General features: G+C 59.2%; 19 protein-coding genes and 1 other RNA gene. 10 read left to right on the top strand and 10 right to left on the bottom strand.

The genetic code is table 11. The annotated features are described in order from the left end of the window. The 9 genes from AC13DE_RS10595 to AC13DE_RS10555 form a co-directional block, all read right to left on the bottom strand. Positions 1-675: a nitroreductase gene (locus AC13DE_RS10595; protein ID WP_446314214.1), complete on the bottom strand. Its 675-nt coding sequence runs from the start codon at positions 673-675 to the stop codon at positions 1-3. After that, on the bottom strand, positions 672-1793 hold the full coding sequence (locus AC13DE_RS10590) for a TFIIB-type zinc ribbon-containing protein (RefSeq protein ID WP_483047788.1): 1122 nt from the start codon (positions 1791-1793) through the stop codon (positions 672-674). The genes AC13DE_RS10595 and AC13DE_RS10590 overlap by 4 nt, the downstream gene beginning before the upstream one ends. A gap of 65 nt (positions 1794-1858) precedes the next feature. Beyond that, positions 1859-2413: a cytochrome b/b6 domain-containing protein gene (locus AC13DE_RS10585; protein ID WP_446297362.1), complete on the bottom strand. Its 555-nt coding sequence runs from the start codon at positions 2411-2413 to the stop codon at positions 1859-1861. A 108-nt stretch (positions 2414-2521) separates the two neighbouring features. Next, positions 2522-3634 (bottom strand): SPFH domain-containing protein, encoded by a 1113-nt coding sequence (locus AC13DE_RS10580; protein ID WP_446314211.1) that lies wholly within the window; start codon positions 3632-3634, stop codon positions 2522-2524. 45 nt (positions 3635-3679) lie between these two features. Beyond that, positions 3680-4642 (bottom strand): DUF2927 domain-containing protein, encoded by a 963-nt coding sequence (locus AC13DE_RS10575; protein ID WP_483047787.1) that lies wholly within the window; start codon positions 4640-4642, stop codon positions 3680-3682. Between the two features lie 20 nt (positions 4643-4662). Beyond that, positions 4663-5838 carry a toxic anion resistance protein gene (locus AC13DE_RS10570; RefSeq protein ID WP_446314209.1) on the bottom strand — a complete coding sequence of 392 codons (1176 nt, stop codon included), beginning with the start codon at positions 5836-5838 and terminating at the stop codon, positions 4663-4665. 30 nt (positions 5839-5868) lie between these two features. Beyond that, a complete protein-coding gene (locus AC13DE_RS10565; RefSeq protein WP_483047786.1) occupies positions 5869-6741 on the bottom strand; it encodes a 5-bromo-4-chloroindolyl phosphate hydrolysis family protein in 873 nt (290 codons plus the stop codon). Between the two features lie 3 nt (positions 6742-6744). Continuing rightward, a complete protein-coding gene (locus tag AC13DE_RS10560; RefSeq protein ID WP_446298015.1) occupies positions 6745-6975 on the bottom strand; it encodes a hypothetical protein in 231 nt (76 codons plus the stop codon). Between the two features lie 97 nt (positions 6976-7072). Continuing rightward, positions 7073-8080 (bottom strand): pseudouridine synthase, encoded by a 1008-nt coding sequence (locus tag AC13DE_RS10555; RefSeq protein WP_483047785.1) that lies wholly within the window; start codon positions 8078-8080, stop codon positions 7073-7075. A 63-nt stretch (positions 8081-8143) separates the two neighbouring features. Between AC13DE_RS10555 and AC13DE_RS10550 the strand changes: the two genes are divergently transcribed. Genes AC13DE_RS10550 through AC13DE_RS10540 form a run of 3 tightly spaced genes read left to right on the top strand, consistent with a single transcriptional unit; the run spans position 8144 to position 9657 of the window. Further along, a complete protein-coding gene (locus AC13DE_RS10550) occupies positions 8144-8599 on the top strand; it encodes a nucleoside deaminase (RefSeq protein ID WP_446314206.1) in 456 nt (151 codons plus the stop codon). Positions 8600-8605: 6 nt separating this feature from the next. Then, positions 8606-9226: a DUF5671 domain-containing protein gene (locus AC13DE_RS10545; protein ID WP_483047784.1), complete on the top strand. Its 621-nt coding sequence runs from the start codon at positions 8606-8608 to the stop codon at positions 9224-9226. A 14-nt stretch (positions 9227-9240) separates the two neighbouring features. Then, entirely contained in the window at positions 9241-9657 is a 417-nt protein-coding gene (locus AC13DE_RS10540) for a hypothetical protein (RefSeq protein ID WP_446298019.1), read from the top strand. A gap of 35 nt (positions 9658-9692) precedes the next feature. On the opposite strand, the gene AC13DE_RS10535 is transcribed toward AC13DE_RS10540, so the two are convergent. After that, positions 9693-10385, bottom strand: a complete 693-nt coding sequence (locus AC13DE_RS10535) for a metal-dependent hydrolase (protein WP_446298020.1) — start codon at positions 10383-10385, stop codon at positions 9693-9695. A gap of 186 nt (positions 10386-10571) precedes the next feature. Here AC13DE_RS10535 and gatC point away from each other — a divergent pair, with 186 nt between their 5' ends. The 7 genes from gatC to AC13DE_RS10500 all read left to right on the top strand — a co-directional run bounded on the left by gatC (position 10572) and on the right by AC13DE_RS10500 (position 15452). Then, the gene (gene gatC, locus AC13DE_RS10530; protein WP_446298021.1) at positions 10572-10859 is read left to right on the top strand and encodes an Asp-tRNA(Asn)/Glu-tRNA(Gln) amidotransferase subunit GatC; all 288 of its coding nucleotides are present in this window, start codon (positions 10572-10574) and stop codon (positions 10857-10859) included. After that, entirely contained in the window at positions 10859-12346 is a 1488-nt protein-coding gene (gene gatA, locus AC13DE_RS10525) for an Asp-tRNA(Asn)/Glu-tRNA(Gln) amidotransferase subunit GatA (RefSeq protein WP_483047783.1), read from the top strand. Before gatC ends, gatA begins: the two co-directional genes overlap by 1 nt. A 41-nt stretch (positions 12347-12387) precedes the next feature. Then, positions 12388-13143: a hypothetical protein gene (locus AC13DE_RS10520; RefSeq protein ID WP_446298023.1), complete on the top strand. Its 756-nt coding sequence runs from the start codon at positions 12388-12390 to the stop codon at positions 13141-13143. Positions 13144-13148: 5 nt separating this feature from the next. Beyond that, entirely contained in the window at positions 13149-13808 is a 660-nt protein-coding gene (locus AC13DE_RS10515; RefSeq protein ID WP_483047782.1) for an N-acetylmuramoyl-L-alanine amidase, read from the top strand. A 101-nt stretch (positions 13809-13909) separates the two neighbouring features. Further along, positions 13910-14321: RNase P RNA component class A (gene rnpB, locus AC13DE_RS10510), an RNA gene on the top strand. A gap of 173 nt (positions 14322-14494) precedes the next feature. Beyond that, the gene (rpmG, locus tag AC13DE_RS10505; protein ID WP_005852281.1) at positions 14495-14662 is read left to right on the top strand and encodes a 50S ribosomal protein L33; all 168 of its coding nucleotides are present in this window, start codon (positions 14495-14497) and stop codon (positions 14660-14662) included. Between the two features lie 100 nt (positions 14663-14762). Continuing rightward, a complete protein-coding gene (locus tag AC13DE_RS10500) occupies positions 14763-15452 on the top strand; it encodes a VIT1/CCC1 transporter family protein (protein ID WP_446298025.1) in 690 nt (229 codons plus the stop codon). Positions 15453-15672 lie beyond the last annotated feature (220 nt).

The following is a 15672-nucleotide window of genomic DNA, read 5'->3' as shown; positions in this document are numbered from 1 at the left end:
TTAACCGTGCCAGTCGATTATATCTGAGGGGGCGGCGCGGTCGGTGCGGAACTGGTTTACCGCAGCATCCGCATCAGGATAGCCGAATGAGATTGCGCAAAGGATCAATCGTGATTCAGCGATCCCGAGGTGTTCGCGAACGGTCGGGGCGTAGGCAGCAATGGCGGCCTGTGCTATTGTCGCGACCCCGAGAGCGGTGGCTGCGAGTGTGAAAGCGGTCACGAAGCCGCCGCTGTCCATCGCACCGTATGCGCCCAGTTCGGCGGGAGAGGAAACGATCGCGACGTGGGGCGCGTCGAACAGCGCATAATTGCGTCGCATTTGGGCCTGACGCTGGACGACGTCGGATTTGGCGATGCCCGCGGCTTGGTAAAGTTGGTAGCCGCAGGCGCGACGGCGGTCGCTGTAGACCCCGGTGTAGCTTGTGGGCCAGGCCAGGTCAGGTTCTGGCGGCGAGCCCATGTCGACTTGGGCGGCGAGCGCCTTGCGAAAACGATCGGTTGCATCGCCCCTGGTGATTGCCACCTGCCACGGTTGCGCGTTGCACCAGGACGGCGCGTGGCGCGCCGCCGCGACGATCCGTGAGATCACCTCATCGGGTACCGGCTCGGGCCGGAAGGCTCTGCAGGAATAGCGAGACTTCAAAATGTCGGTCAGTGTATCGATCTGGGTCATTGTTGCTGTGCCATGAAATATCCGATGATACCTGCAATGATCAGGCCAAGGATCACTGCGAAGGTAATTTTGAGGGTGGAGTAGGGCCGTTCGCCCTGGACATTGCCGGTGCGTCCATTGACGACAAAGCGGTAGGTTTTGCCCTGGTATTTATAGGCTGCCAGCCACACCGGCAGCAGCACATGTTTGAAAGTCACGTTGCTTAGCCTGGTCTGGATGTCGTGAACCTGCTGACGGTCGCCGCCGATATCAAAGCGCACATCGCGTTCGATCATCCGGTCCATGATCTGGCGGGCCTCGGCGAAGCCTTCCTCGAGCGTGACCGCATAGGCTTCGGCCCGGAAACCCGCGAGGTATTCCGGCGCGTAGGGTTCCAACGCGGCAAGATCCCAAGGCTCCAGTCCATCGGTAAACCGTTTTGGCAGCGAGCGTGACGCCAGCACAAGCACGTCGTCGAAAAACCGGCTTACCCGACCCGAGACCGATCGCCAACGGACCTTGGGAACCTGTTGCTGGACCGGCTTGCCGTCTCGCATCACGGTTTGTGTCACGTAATAGACTGTGCCGCGTTCGCCGGAGTAGCTGGATTGGGTGTCAGCATCATAGGTCCAGTATGGAACGTAAATGCCCTGCATCCGCCGACCCTTGCGCGCATAGGCCTGCAAGTTGTTCGGGGCGAACCAAAGACGGCCCAACCATTGGGCCATTGCGTCGCGCGCAGCTGTTTCGGTCAAGGCAAAGGGCAGCACGGCACGGGGTTTGATGTGACGGCTAGTGCCGGTGTCGATCACCACCGGTGTGGCACAGAACGGACACACCGTTGCGTGCTTGCCGGGGTCGAATTCGACCTGTGCCGCACAGTTGGGGCAGGTGCTGACCCGGATCTCTTCCATCTCGGCTTGCGGCAGTTGGCGGGTGATCGCCTTGCTAAAGTCGAGTTCCGCGATCGGTTGGTGCCGGCGGCGATCCGAGATGGATTCTGTATTGCCGCAATAGTCGCAGACAAGCAAGTTTTGCTGCGGATCAAAGCGCATGTCCGATCCGCAGGACGAGCAGGGAAACCGATGTTCCTCGACCGGGGTGCGTGGCGGGTCGTCAAAGGCAGGAGTGGGCGGCATCTGGGATCCTTTGGTCGGGCGTGGTCTAGACATAGAGCAGCGACACCACGCTCACCAGAGGTGCATCACAAAAAACGGTGCAGGACCTTGGGGGCGACAATCCGCAAAGCGTTGTCCCGAAGGGCGTAGTGACGCCAGATGTGAAATCCTGCATGCAAGGCGGCGATAAACGCCAAGCCGTAAAACTGAATACTGTGGATCAATCCGACCCAGCGGTGAGCACGGGGCAAGTCAAGGGGCACGGCGATAGGCACAATGCCACCCGCCCACAGTTGCACCGTGGATGTCAGACCAATCAGCAAGCCCGTCACTGCAACGGTGAATATTCCCCAGATCAACGTCTTGTGCACAACCGGGTGCATCCGCCGCGCCCAACCGCCAAGTTTTGGTCCGGGCCTGCCGAGCAATCCGCGACGCAGGTAGAAGAGGGTCCAAAACAGGGCCAGGCTGACGAACGCCAATCCCATGACGCTGTGAAAGCGAACCGCCATGGGACCAAGGCGTGCGACATCGGCCGGTTGCACGATTACGAACCAGGCAAACAGCGGTACCATCGTCCAGTGAACCACCTTAAACAGGCAACGCGCACGACACGCCTTGAATGGCGAAAACGTCTTCATGCCCCACACACGGTTGCGGCGACGCGTAAGTTTCGTTCGCCGTAAAATGCTACCGGACGCGGCCCGGGGTTATGTCAGTTCGGCCGAGCCCGGTGCAACCATTGAATATCAGGCATCAGGCATCGGGGGGGGCGGCGGCAGAACCGTGAAAAGCTGCGCCAGTTCAGCCACATCGTCAGCCTTTAACCAGCCATCCTGACCGGGGGTCCAGACAAATGTTGCCCGGGTGAGCCCGCCATCCGCTGCCATCCGACCAAGCGCGGCCTTTGAGAACGGGCCTTTGGTCTGACCGTCCTGAGCAAGATGCCACACCTTTTCCGGTGGCGGGGGCGGCGGCGGCGTGTGCGCAGCAGCCGGTCTGGGCCCCCACGGGCCCGCCTGCGCCGCCGCGGCATGGCCCATCTGCATACCAAGCCCGGCCCCCAAGCCGGTTTGCATCGCGCTTCCCGCCGGGCCTTCTTGCCCCAGAGCTTCGGCCGCCTGGAACTGGGTGTATTTGTTTAAATCCCCGATCACACCCATGGAAGACCGTTTGTCCATCACGTCTTCTACGGCTGGGGGAAGTGATATGTTTTCAATGTACAGCTCGGGAATGGTGAGGCCGTATTCCTCAATAGTTTGCGAAATTTCGCCGCTGACCAGTTTGCCCAGCTCGCGGGTGTTTGCCGCCATGTCGAGCACCGACATATTTGACAGCGCGATACGTCGCGAAAATTCCTGAACGATGATATTGCGAATTTGATAGCTGATTTCATCCATGGTGAATTCGCCGTCGGTACCGACGATTTCAGTGAGGAAACGCGCCGGGTCCGATACCTTGACCGTATAGGTGCCAAAGGCGCGCAGCCGTACCGGGCCAAATTCGGGATCACGCACGATAATCGGGTTTTTGGTTCCCCATTTCAGATTGCCGAAACGCGTTGTGTTTACGAAATATATCTCTGACTTGAAGGGGCTCTTGAACCCGTGGTCCCAATGCTGAAGGGATGTCATGATCGGCATGTTGTTGGTTTCGAGCATGTAAAGCCCCGGTGTGAACACGTCGGCCAACTGACCCTCGTGCACGAATACCGCCGCCTGACCTTCACGGACCGTCAGCTTGGCACCGTATTTGATTTCGTGGCCTTCGCGTTCAAACCGCCACACCATCGTATCGCGTGTGTCGTCTGTCCAGTGAATAACGTCGATAAATTGGCCAGAGAGAAAATCAAGAATACCCATCGGATAAGATCCTTTTGAGAAAGACAAGGCAATGCAGTCGGCCGGTCAAACCGGCCCACCGGTAAGTTCACGGGTGATGACACGCGTCACAGGTGCGGCTTCTTCGGCGCTCATTCCGGCTTGAAGTCGCGGATCGTAAAGCATCTTGAGCAGCAGCTCATCATGTTTGGTGAGCAGCGCAAATTCGTCGTCATCATTAAAGATGGACGGACGGGCGGTGGGGCTGTCATTGGCAAGCCCCAACCCTTGGGCGATCTCCTCGTGGATGCATGACATCCGCATCAGGTCGGGATTTTCAGCGCGGATAACCGCGACCGCCGCCGTATAGGTATTTGGATCGACGCCGCCCGCATACGCCGCCACGATACAATAGGTGTCGCGGCGCAAGTCGTTAAGGGTCTTCAGGCTTTCGGTGGTCACACCGGGCAAACGCCTCGCAGCTTTGTCCAATAGCGCCGAACGGTCATCTTCATTCGCGACGATAACGATGAAATTAGGAGACCCCGATACACTGATCGGGTGCTGAGTGACCTTTGCCAGACGGCGGGCATACGCCTTGATCGCCGAAGTGTCACTGATGCGCTCTGACGGCGGGACGCTTTCCCCGAACATGATCTCCATCCGGACCGGTTTTTCCCAGCGGCGCATCGAGGTCTTGTCGCCTTTCCCGGTCAGGGTGGCATTATATTCGTTGTAGAATGCGATTTGTTCGAAATTGCGTGCAAGCATATCGGCGGTAAAAGGCGTGTCCCCGCCGCCACCGTCGCTGCGCATCAGGCCCTGGCTCAGCTGGTTCTTCTGAATGTCGTTGAAATAGCTGCGCAACATGGCGCTCTTTTCCGAGGTGGGCTTGGCCACGACCGGGGCAGGAGGCTTGACGGGTGGTGCGGGCCTTGCCACGGGTTTTTGTACCGGTTCGGCAGGGGGCGGGGGTGAACAGGCCGACAGAATGGCGATGGCAACTGCTGTCACCGCCAAGGATCTGATCGAAAATCGGTACCGCTTCATGCCAGCCTGCCCCCCGCAGATTATGCAGCCGAAGCCGCAGGCTTTGACGCTTTGGCCGACGCCAGAGTGTCACGCAAGTTCGCCTCCATTTCCTGAAGCTCTTTTTCGGCCAGCGCACGACGCGCTTTGCCTTCGTCAGCAATTTGCAGCGATTCCTGAATGGTGCCTATAAGATCGGCATTGGCTTGTTTCACGGCCTCGATGTCAAAAACGCCGCGCTCCATCTCGGTGCGGATAACCTTGTTGCTGTCGCGCAGATTCTTGGCATTCGATGTCAACAGCTCATTGGTCAGGTCATTGGCCTCGCGCACAGCCGACGCCGCTTCGACGCTGCGCTGGATCGTGACCGCCTGTGCCAATTGTGTTTCCCACAGTGGTACGGTGTTGACGAGGGTCGAGTTAATCTTGGTGACCAGGCTCTTGTCGTTTTCTTGTACCAGCCGTATCGAAGGCAGTGACTGCATGGTGACCTGACGGGTCAGCTTCAGGTCATGGACCCGGCGTTCCAGATCGTCGCGCGCGGCACGAAGGTCGCGCAGCTCTTGCGCCTGCATGACCTGATCTTCCTCCGAGGCGGCTGTCACCTCGGCATCTTTGGCCGGGATGGTGGTGGCAGCGAGCTCGGCAAGCTTCGCTTCTCCTGCGGCGATATACAATGCGAGTTCATTGTAAAATTGCAGCGTCTTTTCGTATAGCATGTCGAGCGATTTGATGTCTTTCAACAAGGCATGTTCATGCTTGAGCAATTCATCGGTAACGCGGTCGATCTGGCCCTGGACTTCTTCAAACTTGGCCGTGAACTTGGCAAAGGGCGCGGCGCGACCCAGTAAACGTTCCCACCAGCTTTGATCGCGACGCACATCCAGTTCCGACACCGAAAACCCGCGAATGGTGGTGACGATATCGCGCAGGCTGTCGCCGGCGGGGCCGACATCCTTGTTGCGTACGTCCTGCAGCATCGCTTGGCTGATTTCCTGCAACTCTGCCTGTGCGGCAGAACCGAACCCGATGATGGATTGCGTATCGGCCATATCGATCTCGGCCATGCGGCTTTTGATCTCGGCGGCCTTCGACCCTTGGGCGTTTTCCAACGACACGATCTCGTCGGCCGATCCTGGGTCTAACAAAACCGACGCGTTTACTTCGTCGATAAGCGCGACAGAGGCGGCGGCTTTTTCGCGGACGGTATCAGACATGGTACATCTATTCCTATGCTGGGGGGTACGTCAGTCCAGACGCACGCCTTCTCGGGAAAGGCGCTCGCGCAGCACCTCAATTTCGATATTCAGATCGGTCTTGTCTTCCAGTAGAGATTTATGCGTACGCGCGGCAAAGTTTTTGTCCAGATCATCCAGCAATGCCAGATAATCGTCCCGCGCCTGACTGTCGCGGGTATTGGCGTAGATGTCCGCGAACTTGATCGTGGCATCGCGAGCACCGAGCAAATAGACCGAAAGATATTTACGGGCACCGGTCAGATCACGCGGGTCCTCTTCGACGGTGCGGATCAATGTCCGGGCGGTGGTCTGAAACTGCGCCAAACGATCCTGAACGGGCCGGTCCGATATCCGCAGCAACGCCGCGGTCATTGAGGCAAGATGCTGCTCTGCTTCGTCAACCACACGGGCGACCCGACCCTTTTGGTAGCTGTCGACGCCCTCCATCCCCTTGGATGTCAGAGGGTCTATCCCGAAAGCCGCGACATGCAGGCCCAGTGCCGCGATACCATACAGAACCGTGGCCAAGACGCCGGGGTCGTTTTTGTAAGCGGCAAGCGCCACACCGCTGCCGGTCAATGCGGCGGCCAGGATCTTGCGCGGCAAGGCTGGGCGTTCGGCAACTTTGCGAGCGCGGTAGGCCGCTTCGGCCTTCAGACCCTCGCGCAGCAACAGGGCGGCACCGCTTAGCACCGTGGCCGCCATCAGGCCAAGGACCAGACCCAACGCCCCGTCATTAAGGGACATGAACACAAGCAAAATCGGAGGGATAAACAGCGCATTGGCCCGTCCGCCAACGGGGTTCACCTCGGCGCGTGCGGCGCGCGGCGACACAGATTGCCGACCGTCGGCGCTATACTTCCCACCAAAACGCTGCGCCATCTGTCACAGCCCTCCGAGCCAGCCGGTGGCGATACCAAGCAGCAGCAAGATCAGCGCTGCATATGTAATCTGTTGAAATGGTGTCGGTACCATCCGGCCCTCTTTGCTGTATTCGTCCCGGGGTTCAAACGCTGAACGCCCAGCATCCAGAACCCGCCCTGCAATTGTCACCAAAAGCGCAACAATAGCAACGACCAGCGCAATTATGACAATAAACAGAAGCAATCGACTCATAGGACATTCCCTTTGATCGACATATAGGTGCGCCTCGCCCGCGCTTCTAGGGTGTGCGGGTGACAAGTCGAACCCTGCAGCCGCGGACCTGGCAAATTCAGGGCTTGCGCGTGCTTTTTACCCTGACACCGAATTTGCGCGGCGCTGTGGCATCGTGTGCGGGCCGGGAAGGCTTGGATTTGCCATAGCCGGGCTTGGGCTTGCCAGAAGCGGAATTAGCCGTCGCAAGCTTTTCCGTTGGTGCCTTGGGCAAGCCCGGGCGTCCCGGGCCGGGCGCACCGGGTTTGCGAGGGGTGCGTTTCAACTGGCTGGGTTTTTTCTTGACAGCGGTGCCTGAATTGTCAGCCAGCTCGATCCCGAGCTGATCGCGCACAACTTTCCGTTTGATCTCTTCGACTTCACCAGATTTCAGCTCACCCAATTGAAAGGGGCCATAACTGGTTCGAATCAATCGGTTGACCGAAAGGTGCACCGCCTCCATGGCGCGCCGGATTTCCCGGTTCTTGCCTTCACGAAGGCCGACGGTAAGCCAGGCATTGGCACCGTGCTGACGGTCTATTGTAACGGTCATCGGTTGGAATTGCTCGCCGTCCACTGTGATACCCTTGCGCAGGGGCTCAACGGTATCCTCGGAAGGACGTCCGTTCACCCGGACGCGGTAGCGGCGTAACCAGCCATTCGAGGGCAGCTCAAGCTTGCGTTTGACCTCGCCATCATTGGTCAACAAAAGCAGCCCTTCCGAGTTCAGATCAAGACGTCCGATGCTCATCACGCGCGGCATATCGTCCGGAAGGTCATCAAAGATGGTACCGCGCCCCTTTTCGTCGCGGTTTGTCGTCACCACACCAGTAGGCTTATGGTATAGCCACATCCGGGGCGGTTCCGGGTCGCCGACCAGCACACCATCAACCGAGATTTCGTCACGCGCCGTGACATTGAGGGCAGGGGAATCAATTTGGGTGCCGTTTACGCGCACCCGCCCTGCTTCGATCATGCGTTCGGCTTCGCGACGGCTGGCAATACCAGCACGCGAAAGGACTTTTGCAATGCGGTCTCCGGGAACGGAGCTCGACTGCGGGGACTGTTTGGGTGTGTTTTCGCTCATATTCCAGCGCATATCCTGTTTCAGACGCTTGCGAAAGGGTGGCATTTGCAGGCAAGTGAAGCAATGACCTTTACCTCTCATATGTCGTTGGCGCTTGATGCGGCGCGCGCCGCCGCCGGGCGCGGAGAAGTGCCGGTGGGGGCTGTCATTGTATCACCGGATGGACATGTCGTGGCCGTAGCTGGCAACCGGACGAGAGAGCAGAATGACCCGACAGCCCACGCTGAACTGCTGGCCATCCGCGCGGCCTGTGCGGCCCTGGGGTCACAACGGCTGGGCGGGCACGCCATGTACGTGACGCTGGAGCCTTGCGCGATGTGCGCGGCCGCCGTTTCAGCGGCGCGGATAGAAAGGTTGTACTACGGCGCATCAGACCCAAAGTCGGGCGGCGTGGCGCAAGGGGCGCGGGTGTTTTCACATGCGCAATGCCACCACGTACCCCAGATATTCGATGGCATTTCGGCCCGCGATTCCGAGGCTCTGCTGAAAGAGTTTTTCGCGAATAAAAGAAAAGGATAGAATAGTTTGGCAAATCGCGATGACTTGACCCTGTTCGTGCGTGAAGCACTGATTGCGGGCAAGAGCAGGGCAGAAATATCAGCCGCGTTGCTGCATGCAGGCTGGAGCGCCCCCGAAGTCGGGGATGCCTTGGCAGGGTGGGATGAGACCCCGTTTTCGCCACCGGTACCCAAACCTCGGGCGGCGGTTTCCGCCCGCGATTTCTTCGTCTATGCGCTGACCTTTGCGGTGCTGATATTGGGAGCGTTCAATCTGGTCGTCGTGCTGCAGGCCTTGGTGGATCTGGGATTTGCTGCGCAGGACCGTGCGGCCGATCGAGAGATCAGGTGGGGCGTCGCGGTCTTGATCATTACGGTGCCGTTGTATCTGTGGCTTACCTTTCGAGAACGGCGCAAGTTGGCCCAAACCCCGGCCCTGCGTCGATCCGCGATCCGGAAATGGATGATCCACATCGGGTTGTTGCTTGCGGCGCTTACCTTGCTGGCGGATTTGATCGCGACGGTATACGCTTTTCTGACCGGCGACCTGACCGCGCAGTTCCTGCTCAAAGCCGGGGTTGTCGTGGTCATAGCTGGCGGAATTTTCCTTTACTATCGCACTGTAGGGCTGCGGGCCGACCAACGGTGAACAAGATCTTGCTGATGCTTCTGCTGGTCTTGGTCGGCGGCGCGATTGCCGGTGGGTTGCTCGTCGTCGGCGGCCCCGGTCGTGCGCGTGCGGAACGTCAGGACGCCGCGCGTCTGGCCGATCTGCGCAGCTTGCACACATACCTGAGCTGCCCCGGGCGATCGAAGAGGCCGCTGCCGCGGGCCCTGGATGATGCCGAGTATTGCCCCGGTCCTTCAGGCGGTATCGCGGGGGCCCCCCATCTACGTGATCCGGTTTCCGGTCAAGCTTATGCCTATACCAGACTGGATGACCACCGTTTTGAAGTTTGCGCAACCGTGGCGGTGGATCCCGCCAAGGCACGCCAAAGGATCGGTGAAGAAAAGGGCGTGGTCTGGCATGGCCAGAATCTCATTTGTCTGCCCGGCGACAACGGGACGTACAGGCGTTGACCCCCCTGGAAAGGCACCGGGCAAGCGGTTTTTGCTTATAGCTTGATCGCCGTCATCACCTGAGGTTCGATCACATCGACACCGGGCAGCCCGTCGACAAGAGCGTCTGCCGTCTGTTCAAGCGCGCCGAATGTTCGATAATGACAAGGTATGACGGTTTTGAAGTCAAAGTATCTCTTGGCGGCATAGGCGGCTCCGGCCATGTCCATCGTGTAATGCCCGCCGGCGCTGAGAATGCCGATATCTGGTTTATGGTAATCGCCCATCCACTCCATATCCGCCATGATCCCCGTGTCTCCGGAGAAGTATATCGTGCGGCCCTCGCCTTTGATCATGAAACCGACTTCGGCACCCATATAGACCGGCCCGTTGTCGCCGTCGACTGAGGAGGAATGCGACGCCGGAACCATTGTCACGGCGACCTTGCCGCAGCTGATTGTACCGCCCTTGTTGAAACCGGTGGTGTTCTTTACACCTTGCGCGTCGAAGTAACCCATCAGTTCGACCATCCCAGCCACCGGTGCCCCTGTTTTTTCTGCCACCATGATCAGGTCTTGGGTATGGTCGAAATGTCCATGTGTGACAAGAATTTGTGTGGTGCCGTCCAAGGCGGTATCATAATTGCTTTCCTCGAGCATCGGGTTGCCCGTCAGCCACGGGTCGACCAACAGGATCTGGTCTTCGATTTCGATGCGAAAGCTGCCGTGACCTAGCCAAATGATATTCATGAGTGTTTTCCTTTGTGCGTACTGACGCGGAGTGTAGCGCGTGTTGCAGCGTTTGGGAGCCTCCGGCGGGAGTTTATTTGGCAAAATGAAGTTGTGCTGCCTTGTTTGGCCGGTCGGGAGCTAGCCCAGCCTTGCAGGGGCGGGCAGGGGGCGATAAACGGCATGCAAAGAGATAGAGGAGCACCCATGTCCATTGACGAGACCACAGCCGCACGGGTGGCGAAACTGGCCCGTATCAAGGTTGAACCCGATGCGTTGCCAGCCCTTGCGCAGGAATTCAATACCATCCTTGGCTTTATCGAACAGCTAAACGAAGTGGATGTCGAGGGGGTGGAGCCGATGACTTCGGTCACACCGCAACTGTTGAAAAAGCGCGACGACGTGGTGCGTGACGGCAACCAGCAGGCCAAGGTGTTGGCAAATGCGCCGGATGCGCGTGAAGGATTTTTTGCGGTGCCGAAGGTGGTCGAATAATGTCTGAACTGAACAAGATGGGCCTGGCAGAGGCGCGTGATGCATTGCGTGCAGGAGATACGTCATCTGTCGAATTGACCGATGCCTGTTTGACCGCGATCAACAGCGCCAGTGCATTGAACGCCTTCGTGCATCACACCGGTGATCTGGCGATGGAGCAGGCCACCGCAGCGGATAAACGTATCAAGGCAGGCGACGCACCGGCGATGTGCGGGTTGCCGATCGGGATCAAGGACCTGTTCTGCACCAAGGGCGTGCCATCGCAGGCAGGATCACGTATTCTTGAGGGGTTTTTACCCCAGTACGAGAGCACCGTGTCGCAGAAGCTCTTCGACAATGGCGCGGTCATGCTTGGAAAGCTCAACATGGACGAGTTCGCCATGGGCTCGTCTAACGAGACATCAGTTTACGGTAGTGCGGTTAATCCGTGGCGGCGTTCCGGCGAAGATACCAAGCTGACCCCAGGGGGGTCCTCGGGTGGTTCTGCGGCCGCGGTGGCCGCGGATTTATGCCTGGCTGCGACGGGTACCGACACGGGCGGGTCGATCCGTCAGCCTGCCGCGTTTACCGGCACAGTAGGCATCAAGCCAACCTATGGTCGCTGCTCGCGGTGGGGCGTAGTGGCATTCGCGTCGTCGTTGGATCAAGCGGGACCGATGACCAAGTCGGTCCGTGACGCGGCAATCATGCTAGAGGCCATGGCCGGGTTCGATGCCAAGGACAGCACTTCGGTTGATCTGGCGGTACCTGATTTCGAAGCCGCGCTGACCGGTGACATTCGTGGCAAGAAGATCGGGATCCCGCGCGAGTACCGTATGGATGGTATGTCGCACGAAATCGAAAAACTGTGGGCTGACGGAGTCACCATGCTGCGTGACGCTGGGGCCGAGATCGTCGATATTTCGTTGCCGCACACCAAATACGCACTGCCTGCTTATTATGTGATTGCGCCTGCCGAGGCGTCTTCGAACCTCGCACGGTACGATGGGGTGCGCTATGGCCATCGCGCCAAGATGAATCATGGCGACGGCATCACCGAAATGTACGAAAAGACCCGTGCCGAAGGGTTCGGCCACGAGGTTCAGCGCCGCGTAATGGTGGGAACTTACGTTCTCAGCGCCGGTTTCTACGATGCCTACTACAATCGCGCCCGCAAGGTGCGTACGCTCATCAAGAAGGACTTTGAAGACGTCTTTGCATCTGGGGTCGATACGATCCTGACGCCGGCAACGCCTTCGGCCGCTTTCGGACTGAACGAGATGGCCGAGACCGACCCCGTGGCAATGTACCTCAACGACATCTTTACCGTGACTGTCAACCTCGCTGGCCTTCCCGGCATTGCGTTGCCTGCGGGGACCAGCGCCCAAGGGTTGCCTTTGGGATTGCAGCTTATCGGGCGCCCATGGGAGGAAGCCGAGTTGCTGTCTACCGCCTATGCGCTGGAACGGTCCGCAGGGTTTATGGCCAAGGCTGAAAAATGGTGGTAAAGAGTTCGGCAACTAGGCAGCACATGTATAAAGTAGGTCCGATGATCACACGCGTTTCAATCGTCGCAGTCTTGGGCGTCGCCCTGGCTGCTTGCCAACCTGCTATTCCTGATAGCGGAAGGGGTGTAGGTTTCGATGGTACCTTCGAGGCGCAGCAGGCTGAACGCGACCGGGCATTGGCAGCAAGCGGAGCGTTTGCCGGGACGGCGATGCCGGCACCTCCGCAGGTCGCGTCGGCGTCGCTTGAGCCGGTAAACGATGGATCACCTGCGGCGGTCGCTGCCGAAACCTCGCGCATTCTTGACGCGACCCGGCCGGGCGGCGTCGGCAATGAGGCAGCAACGAATTCCGGCGTTGAACCTTTGAATGCCAGCCCGTCAAATCCGCCCCCTCCGGTGTTAACGGCAACGGGAATTTCAAGGGAAAACAACTTCGATGCCGTCGCGGGTCAACGCACGATCGAAAGCGACGCCGCACGCATCGCCGCCAACCGGGCGCAATACCGTGTCGTCGCGCCCGAAGCTTTGCCCGACCGGAGCAGTGCGGGACCGAACATCGTGGCCTATGCGCTACAAAACAAGCATGCCGTGGGGACACCGATCTATACGCGTCGTGGCTTTAACAAAGACCGCAAATATGCACGAGCTTGTGCACAGTACTCACACCCCGATCAGGCGCAACTGGCATTCTTAAGCGATGGTGGCCCGGCTAAGGATCGTGCCGGGATGGATCCTGACGGGGATGGATATGCCTGCGACTGGGATCCACGCCCCTACCGTCGGGGTGTCGAAGGCTGACGAAAATGCTTGCCGACGTAACCCTGCGGCCGTCACCCAATTTTGGGGTGCGCCGCAACGGTTTGAAGCCTTCCTTGATCGTTCTGCACTATACCGCCATGGATAGCGCCGCAAGCGCGCTTGACCGGTTGTGCGACGCCGCAAGCGAAGTGTCGGCGCATTACCTGATTACCGGACGGGGCAAGACGTATCAGCTGGTGGCAGAAGATCAGCGCGCATGGCATGCGGGGCAGGGGGAGTGGCACGGCCTGGATGACGTCAACTCACGGTCAATCGGGATCGAGCTGGACAATCGCGGCAACCACCCTTTCTCCGAACCGCAGATGGTCACGCTCGAAACGTTGCTGCGCGACATCATGGACCGCTGGCACATTCCGCCGTCCGGGGTGATCGGTCACTCTGATATCGCGCCCGGCCGCAAGATCGATCCCGGCCCGCGTTTCGACTGGGCACGCCTGGCCCTGGTGAACCTTGCGGGGGCGGGGGGCTCGTTTGACACTGGCGCAACGCCGTCCTCGGCTCAATTCAGCAGCGCAGCCCAAGCGGCAGGCTTCACTGCCAAGGTCGATATCGATACACTGCTTGCGTCAACCCGCCTGCGCTTTGCGCCGTGGCGGCAGGGTCCGCTCTGCGCGGCCGACATGGACCTTTGTCACAAGTTCTAGATGCGGCACCGGCTTCCAAATGGCCTTAAATCCCCGCCGGAGGCTTCCTCCCTACGAAACCGATTGACCCGCGTTGATCTTTACCGCTAGGTCTGCGCTGCGCGGAGAGCTGGATGGCCGCGGTCTTGGTAACAGGGTCGAGGAAAGTCCGGACTCCCAGAAGAAACGGTGCCGGGTAACGCCCGGGCGGGGTAACCCGACGGACAGCGCCACAGAAAACAAACCGCCATTGCGACGGGTCGGGCGACCGATACCACCGCGGTGGTAAGGGTGAAACGGTGCGGTAAGAGCGCACCGCGGAGGTGGTAACATCTCCGGCATGGCAAGCCCTACCGGGAGCAATGCCGAATAGGGACCGCGCGCCGCGCTTGGCAACAGGCAAGGCGGGGCTGCTTCTGCCCCAGCAGGTCCGGGTTGGCAGCTATAGCCGTGCAGGTAACTGCGCGGTCAGAGGAATGGTCATCCCCTGTCGCAAGGCAGGGACAGAATCCGGCTTACAGGCTCTCCGCGCAATTTGGGAACCTCATATGGAAATTACTCTCGGAAAACTGAATTTTTACGCGCTGTTTCGTGCTGCTTTTTGAAATAGCGGTTGACTCGGGCGCAGGCGTGGCTAGAACCCAAAACTCAGGATTTCACGAGTACCGGTCGATCAACGGCCTGCTCGTCGTTGCAGGAGAACGACTATGGCGAAGCCAACCACGATCAAGATCCGTCTGAACTCGTCCGCGGGCACAGGCCATTTCTACGTCACAAAGAAAAACGCGCGTACCATGACCGAAAAGATGGTCATCAAAAAGTATGACCCCGTTATTCGCAAGCACGTTGAATACAAAGAAGGCAAGATCAAGTAAGATCTTTCCGACAATGTGATAGCAGGACCGCACCTCGAGAGTGCGGTCTTTTGCGTAGTGCCTCCACGAATTGTAGCATTTCTGTCTAGAAAGCCATGCGATGCCCAAAGAAGGTCACTATATCAATCGCAGCAATTGGCTTCGTGCCGCCGTTCTTGGGGCCAATGACGGTATCGTTTCAATTTCCAGCTTGCTGGTCGGCGTTGCCGCTGCGGGCATGGCTTCGGGCAGTGTCGCCCTTACCGGCTTTGCCGGCCTTACAGCCGGTGCCCTGTCCATGGCGGCGGGGGAATATGTGTCGGTCTCGGCCCAGGCTGATGTTGAGGCTGCCGATCTGGAGCGTGAACGGATCGCTCTTGAGGAAGACCCCGATTACGAGCTCGAGGAACTGGCCGAGGGGCTCGAAAGTCGCGGCGTCGAAGCAAAACTGGCCATGAGGGTCGCGACCCAGTTGACCGACCATGACGCGCTTGCCGCCCATGCCCGCGAGGAGCTGGGGATGTTTGGGCTTGCAGGTCAGGCAGATCCACTTCAGGCGGCCGGGGCATCGGCGTTGGCCTTTGCCGTCGGTGGAATATTTCCGTTATTGGCTGCTTTGCTTGCGCCGCAAGGGGCTGCGGTCCTCCCGATCGCGGTTGTGGCGACCTTGGCGCTGGCGCTTCTTGGGGGCTGCGGTGCCAAGCTGGGAGGGGCACCGATGCGACCCGCTATCCTGCGTGCCGTGACATGGGGGGCGGTTGCGATGGTGTTTACCGCAGGGGTAGGTCAGTTGTTCGATGTCGCGGTTTGACCCGAGCTTCTTGAATCGACTGTTTCCGGCTTCCGCACGCAGCGACGCGCCTTACACATCGTTGCTTACTGCGCTAGGCGGCACCCTCCCGCGTTGGTGCGACGGTCGTCAGGCATACTGTTTGATCAGCCTCAACATTCATCACTGCAAATAAAAACGCCTACCGGAAGGAATTCCGATAGGCGTCAGACCCTTGCTTGGTCATTCTGCAAACTGGCAG

It is taken from the genome of Sulfitobacter sp. L-8, assembly GCF_056859255.1.
The sequence above is the reverse complement of the archived record's forward strand: the minus strand, read 5'-3'. Positions and strand labels throughout refer to the sequence as shown.

Excerpts from the sequence above, each read along its gene's own strand:
- AC13DE_RS10570 (WP_446314209.1), bottom strand. The coding sequence starts at position 5,838 with ATGTCTGATACCGTCCGCGAAAAAGCCGCCGCCTCTGTCGCGCTTATC.
- AC13DE_RS10575 (WP_483047787.1), bottom strand. The coding sequence starts at position 4,642 with ATGAAGCGGTACCGATTTTCGATCAGATCCTTGGCGGTGACAGCAGTT.
- AC13DE_RS10535 (WP_446298020.1), bottom strand. The coding sequence starts at position 10,385 with ATGAATATCATTTGGCTAGGTCACGGCAGCTTTCGCATCGAAATCGAA.
- AC13DE_RS10500 (WP_446298025.1), top strand. The coding sequence starts at position 14,763 with ATGCCCAAAGAAGGTCACTATATCAATCGCAGCAATTGGCTTCGTGCC.
- AC13DE_RS10550 (WP_446314206.1), top strand. The coding sequence starts at position 8,144 with ATGACCTTTACCTCTCATATGTCGTTGGCGCTTGATGCGGCGCGCGCC.
- AC13DE_RS10590 (WP_483047788.1), bottom strand. The coding sequence starts at position 1,793 with ATGCCGCCCACTCCTGCCTTTGACGACCCGCCACGCACCCCGGTCGAG.
- AC13DE_RS10555 (WP_483047785.1), bottom strand. The coding sequence starts at position 8,080 with ATGAGCGAAAACACACCCAAACAGTCCCCGCAGTCGAGCTCCGTTCCC.
- rpmG (WP_005852281.1), top strand. The coding sequence starts at position 14,495 with ATGGCGAAGCCAACCACGATCAAGATCCGTCTGAACTCGTCCGCGGGC.
- AC13DE_RS10595 (WP_446314214.1), bottom strand. The coding sequence starts at position 675 with ATGACCCAGATCGATACACTGACCGACATTTTGAAGTCTCGCTATTCC.
- AC13DE_RS10585 (WP_446297362.1), bottom strand. The coding sequence starts at position 2,413 with ATGAAGACGTTTTCGCCATTCAAGGCGTGTCGTGCGCGTTGCCTGTTT.
- AC13DE_RS10565 (WP_483047786.1), bottom strand. The coding sequence starts at position 6,741 with ATGGCGCAGCGTTTTGGTGGGAAGTATAGCGCCGACGGTCGGCAATCT.
- AC13DE_RS10560 (WP_446298015.1), bottom strand. The coding sequence starts at position 6,975 with ATGAGTCGATTGCTTCTGTTTATTGTCATAATTGCGCTGGTCGTTGCT.
- AC13DE_RS10580 (WP_446314211.1), bottom strand. The coding sequence starts at position 3,634 with ATGGGTATTCTTGATTTTCTCTCTGGCCAATTTATCGACGTTATTCAC.
- AC13DE_RS10515 (WP_483047782.1), top strand. The coding sequence starts at position 13,149 with ATGCTTGCCGACGTAACCCTGCGGCCGTCACCCAATTTTGGGGTGCGC.
- gatC (WP_446298021.1), top strand. The coding sequence starts at position 10,572 with ATGTCCATTGACGAGACCACAGCCGCACGGGTGGCGAAACTGGCCCGT.
- AC13DE_RS10520 (WP_446298023.1), top strand. The coding sequence starts at position 12,388 with ATGATCACACGCGTTTCAATCGTCGCAGTCTTGGGCGTCGCCCTGGCT.
- gatA (WP_483047783.1), top strand. The coding sequence starts at position 10,859 with ATGTCTGAACTGAACAAGATGGGCCTGGCAGAGGCGCGTGATGCATTG.
- AC13DE_RS10540 (WP_446298019.1), top strand. The coding sequence starts at position 9,241 with ATGCTTCTGCTGGTCTTGGTCGGCGGCGCGATTGCCGGTGGGTTGCTC.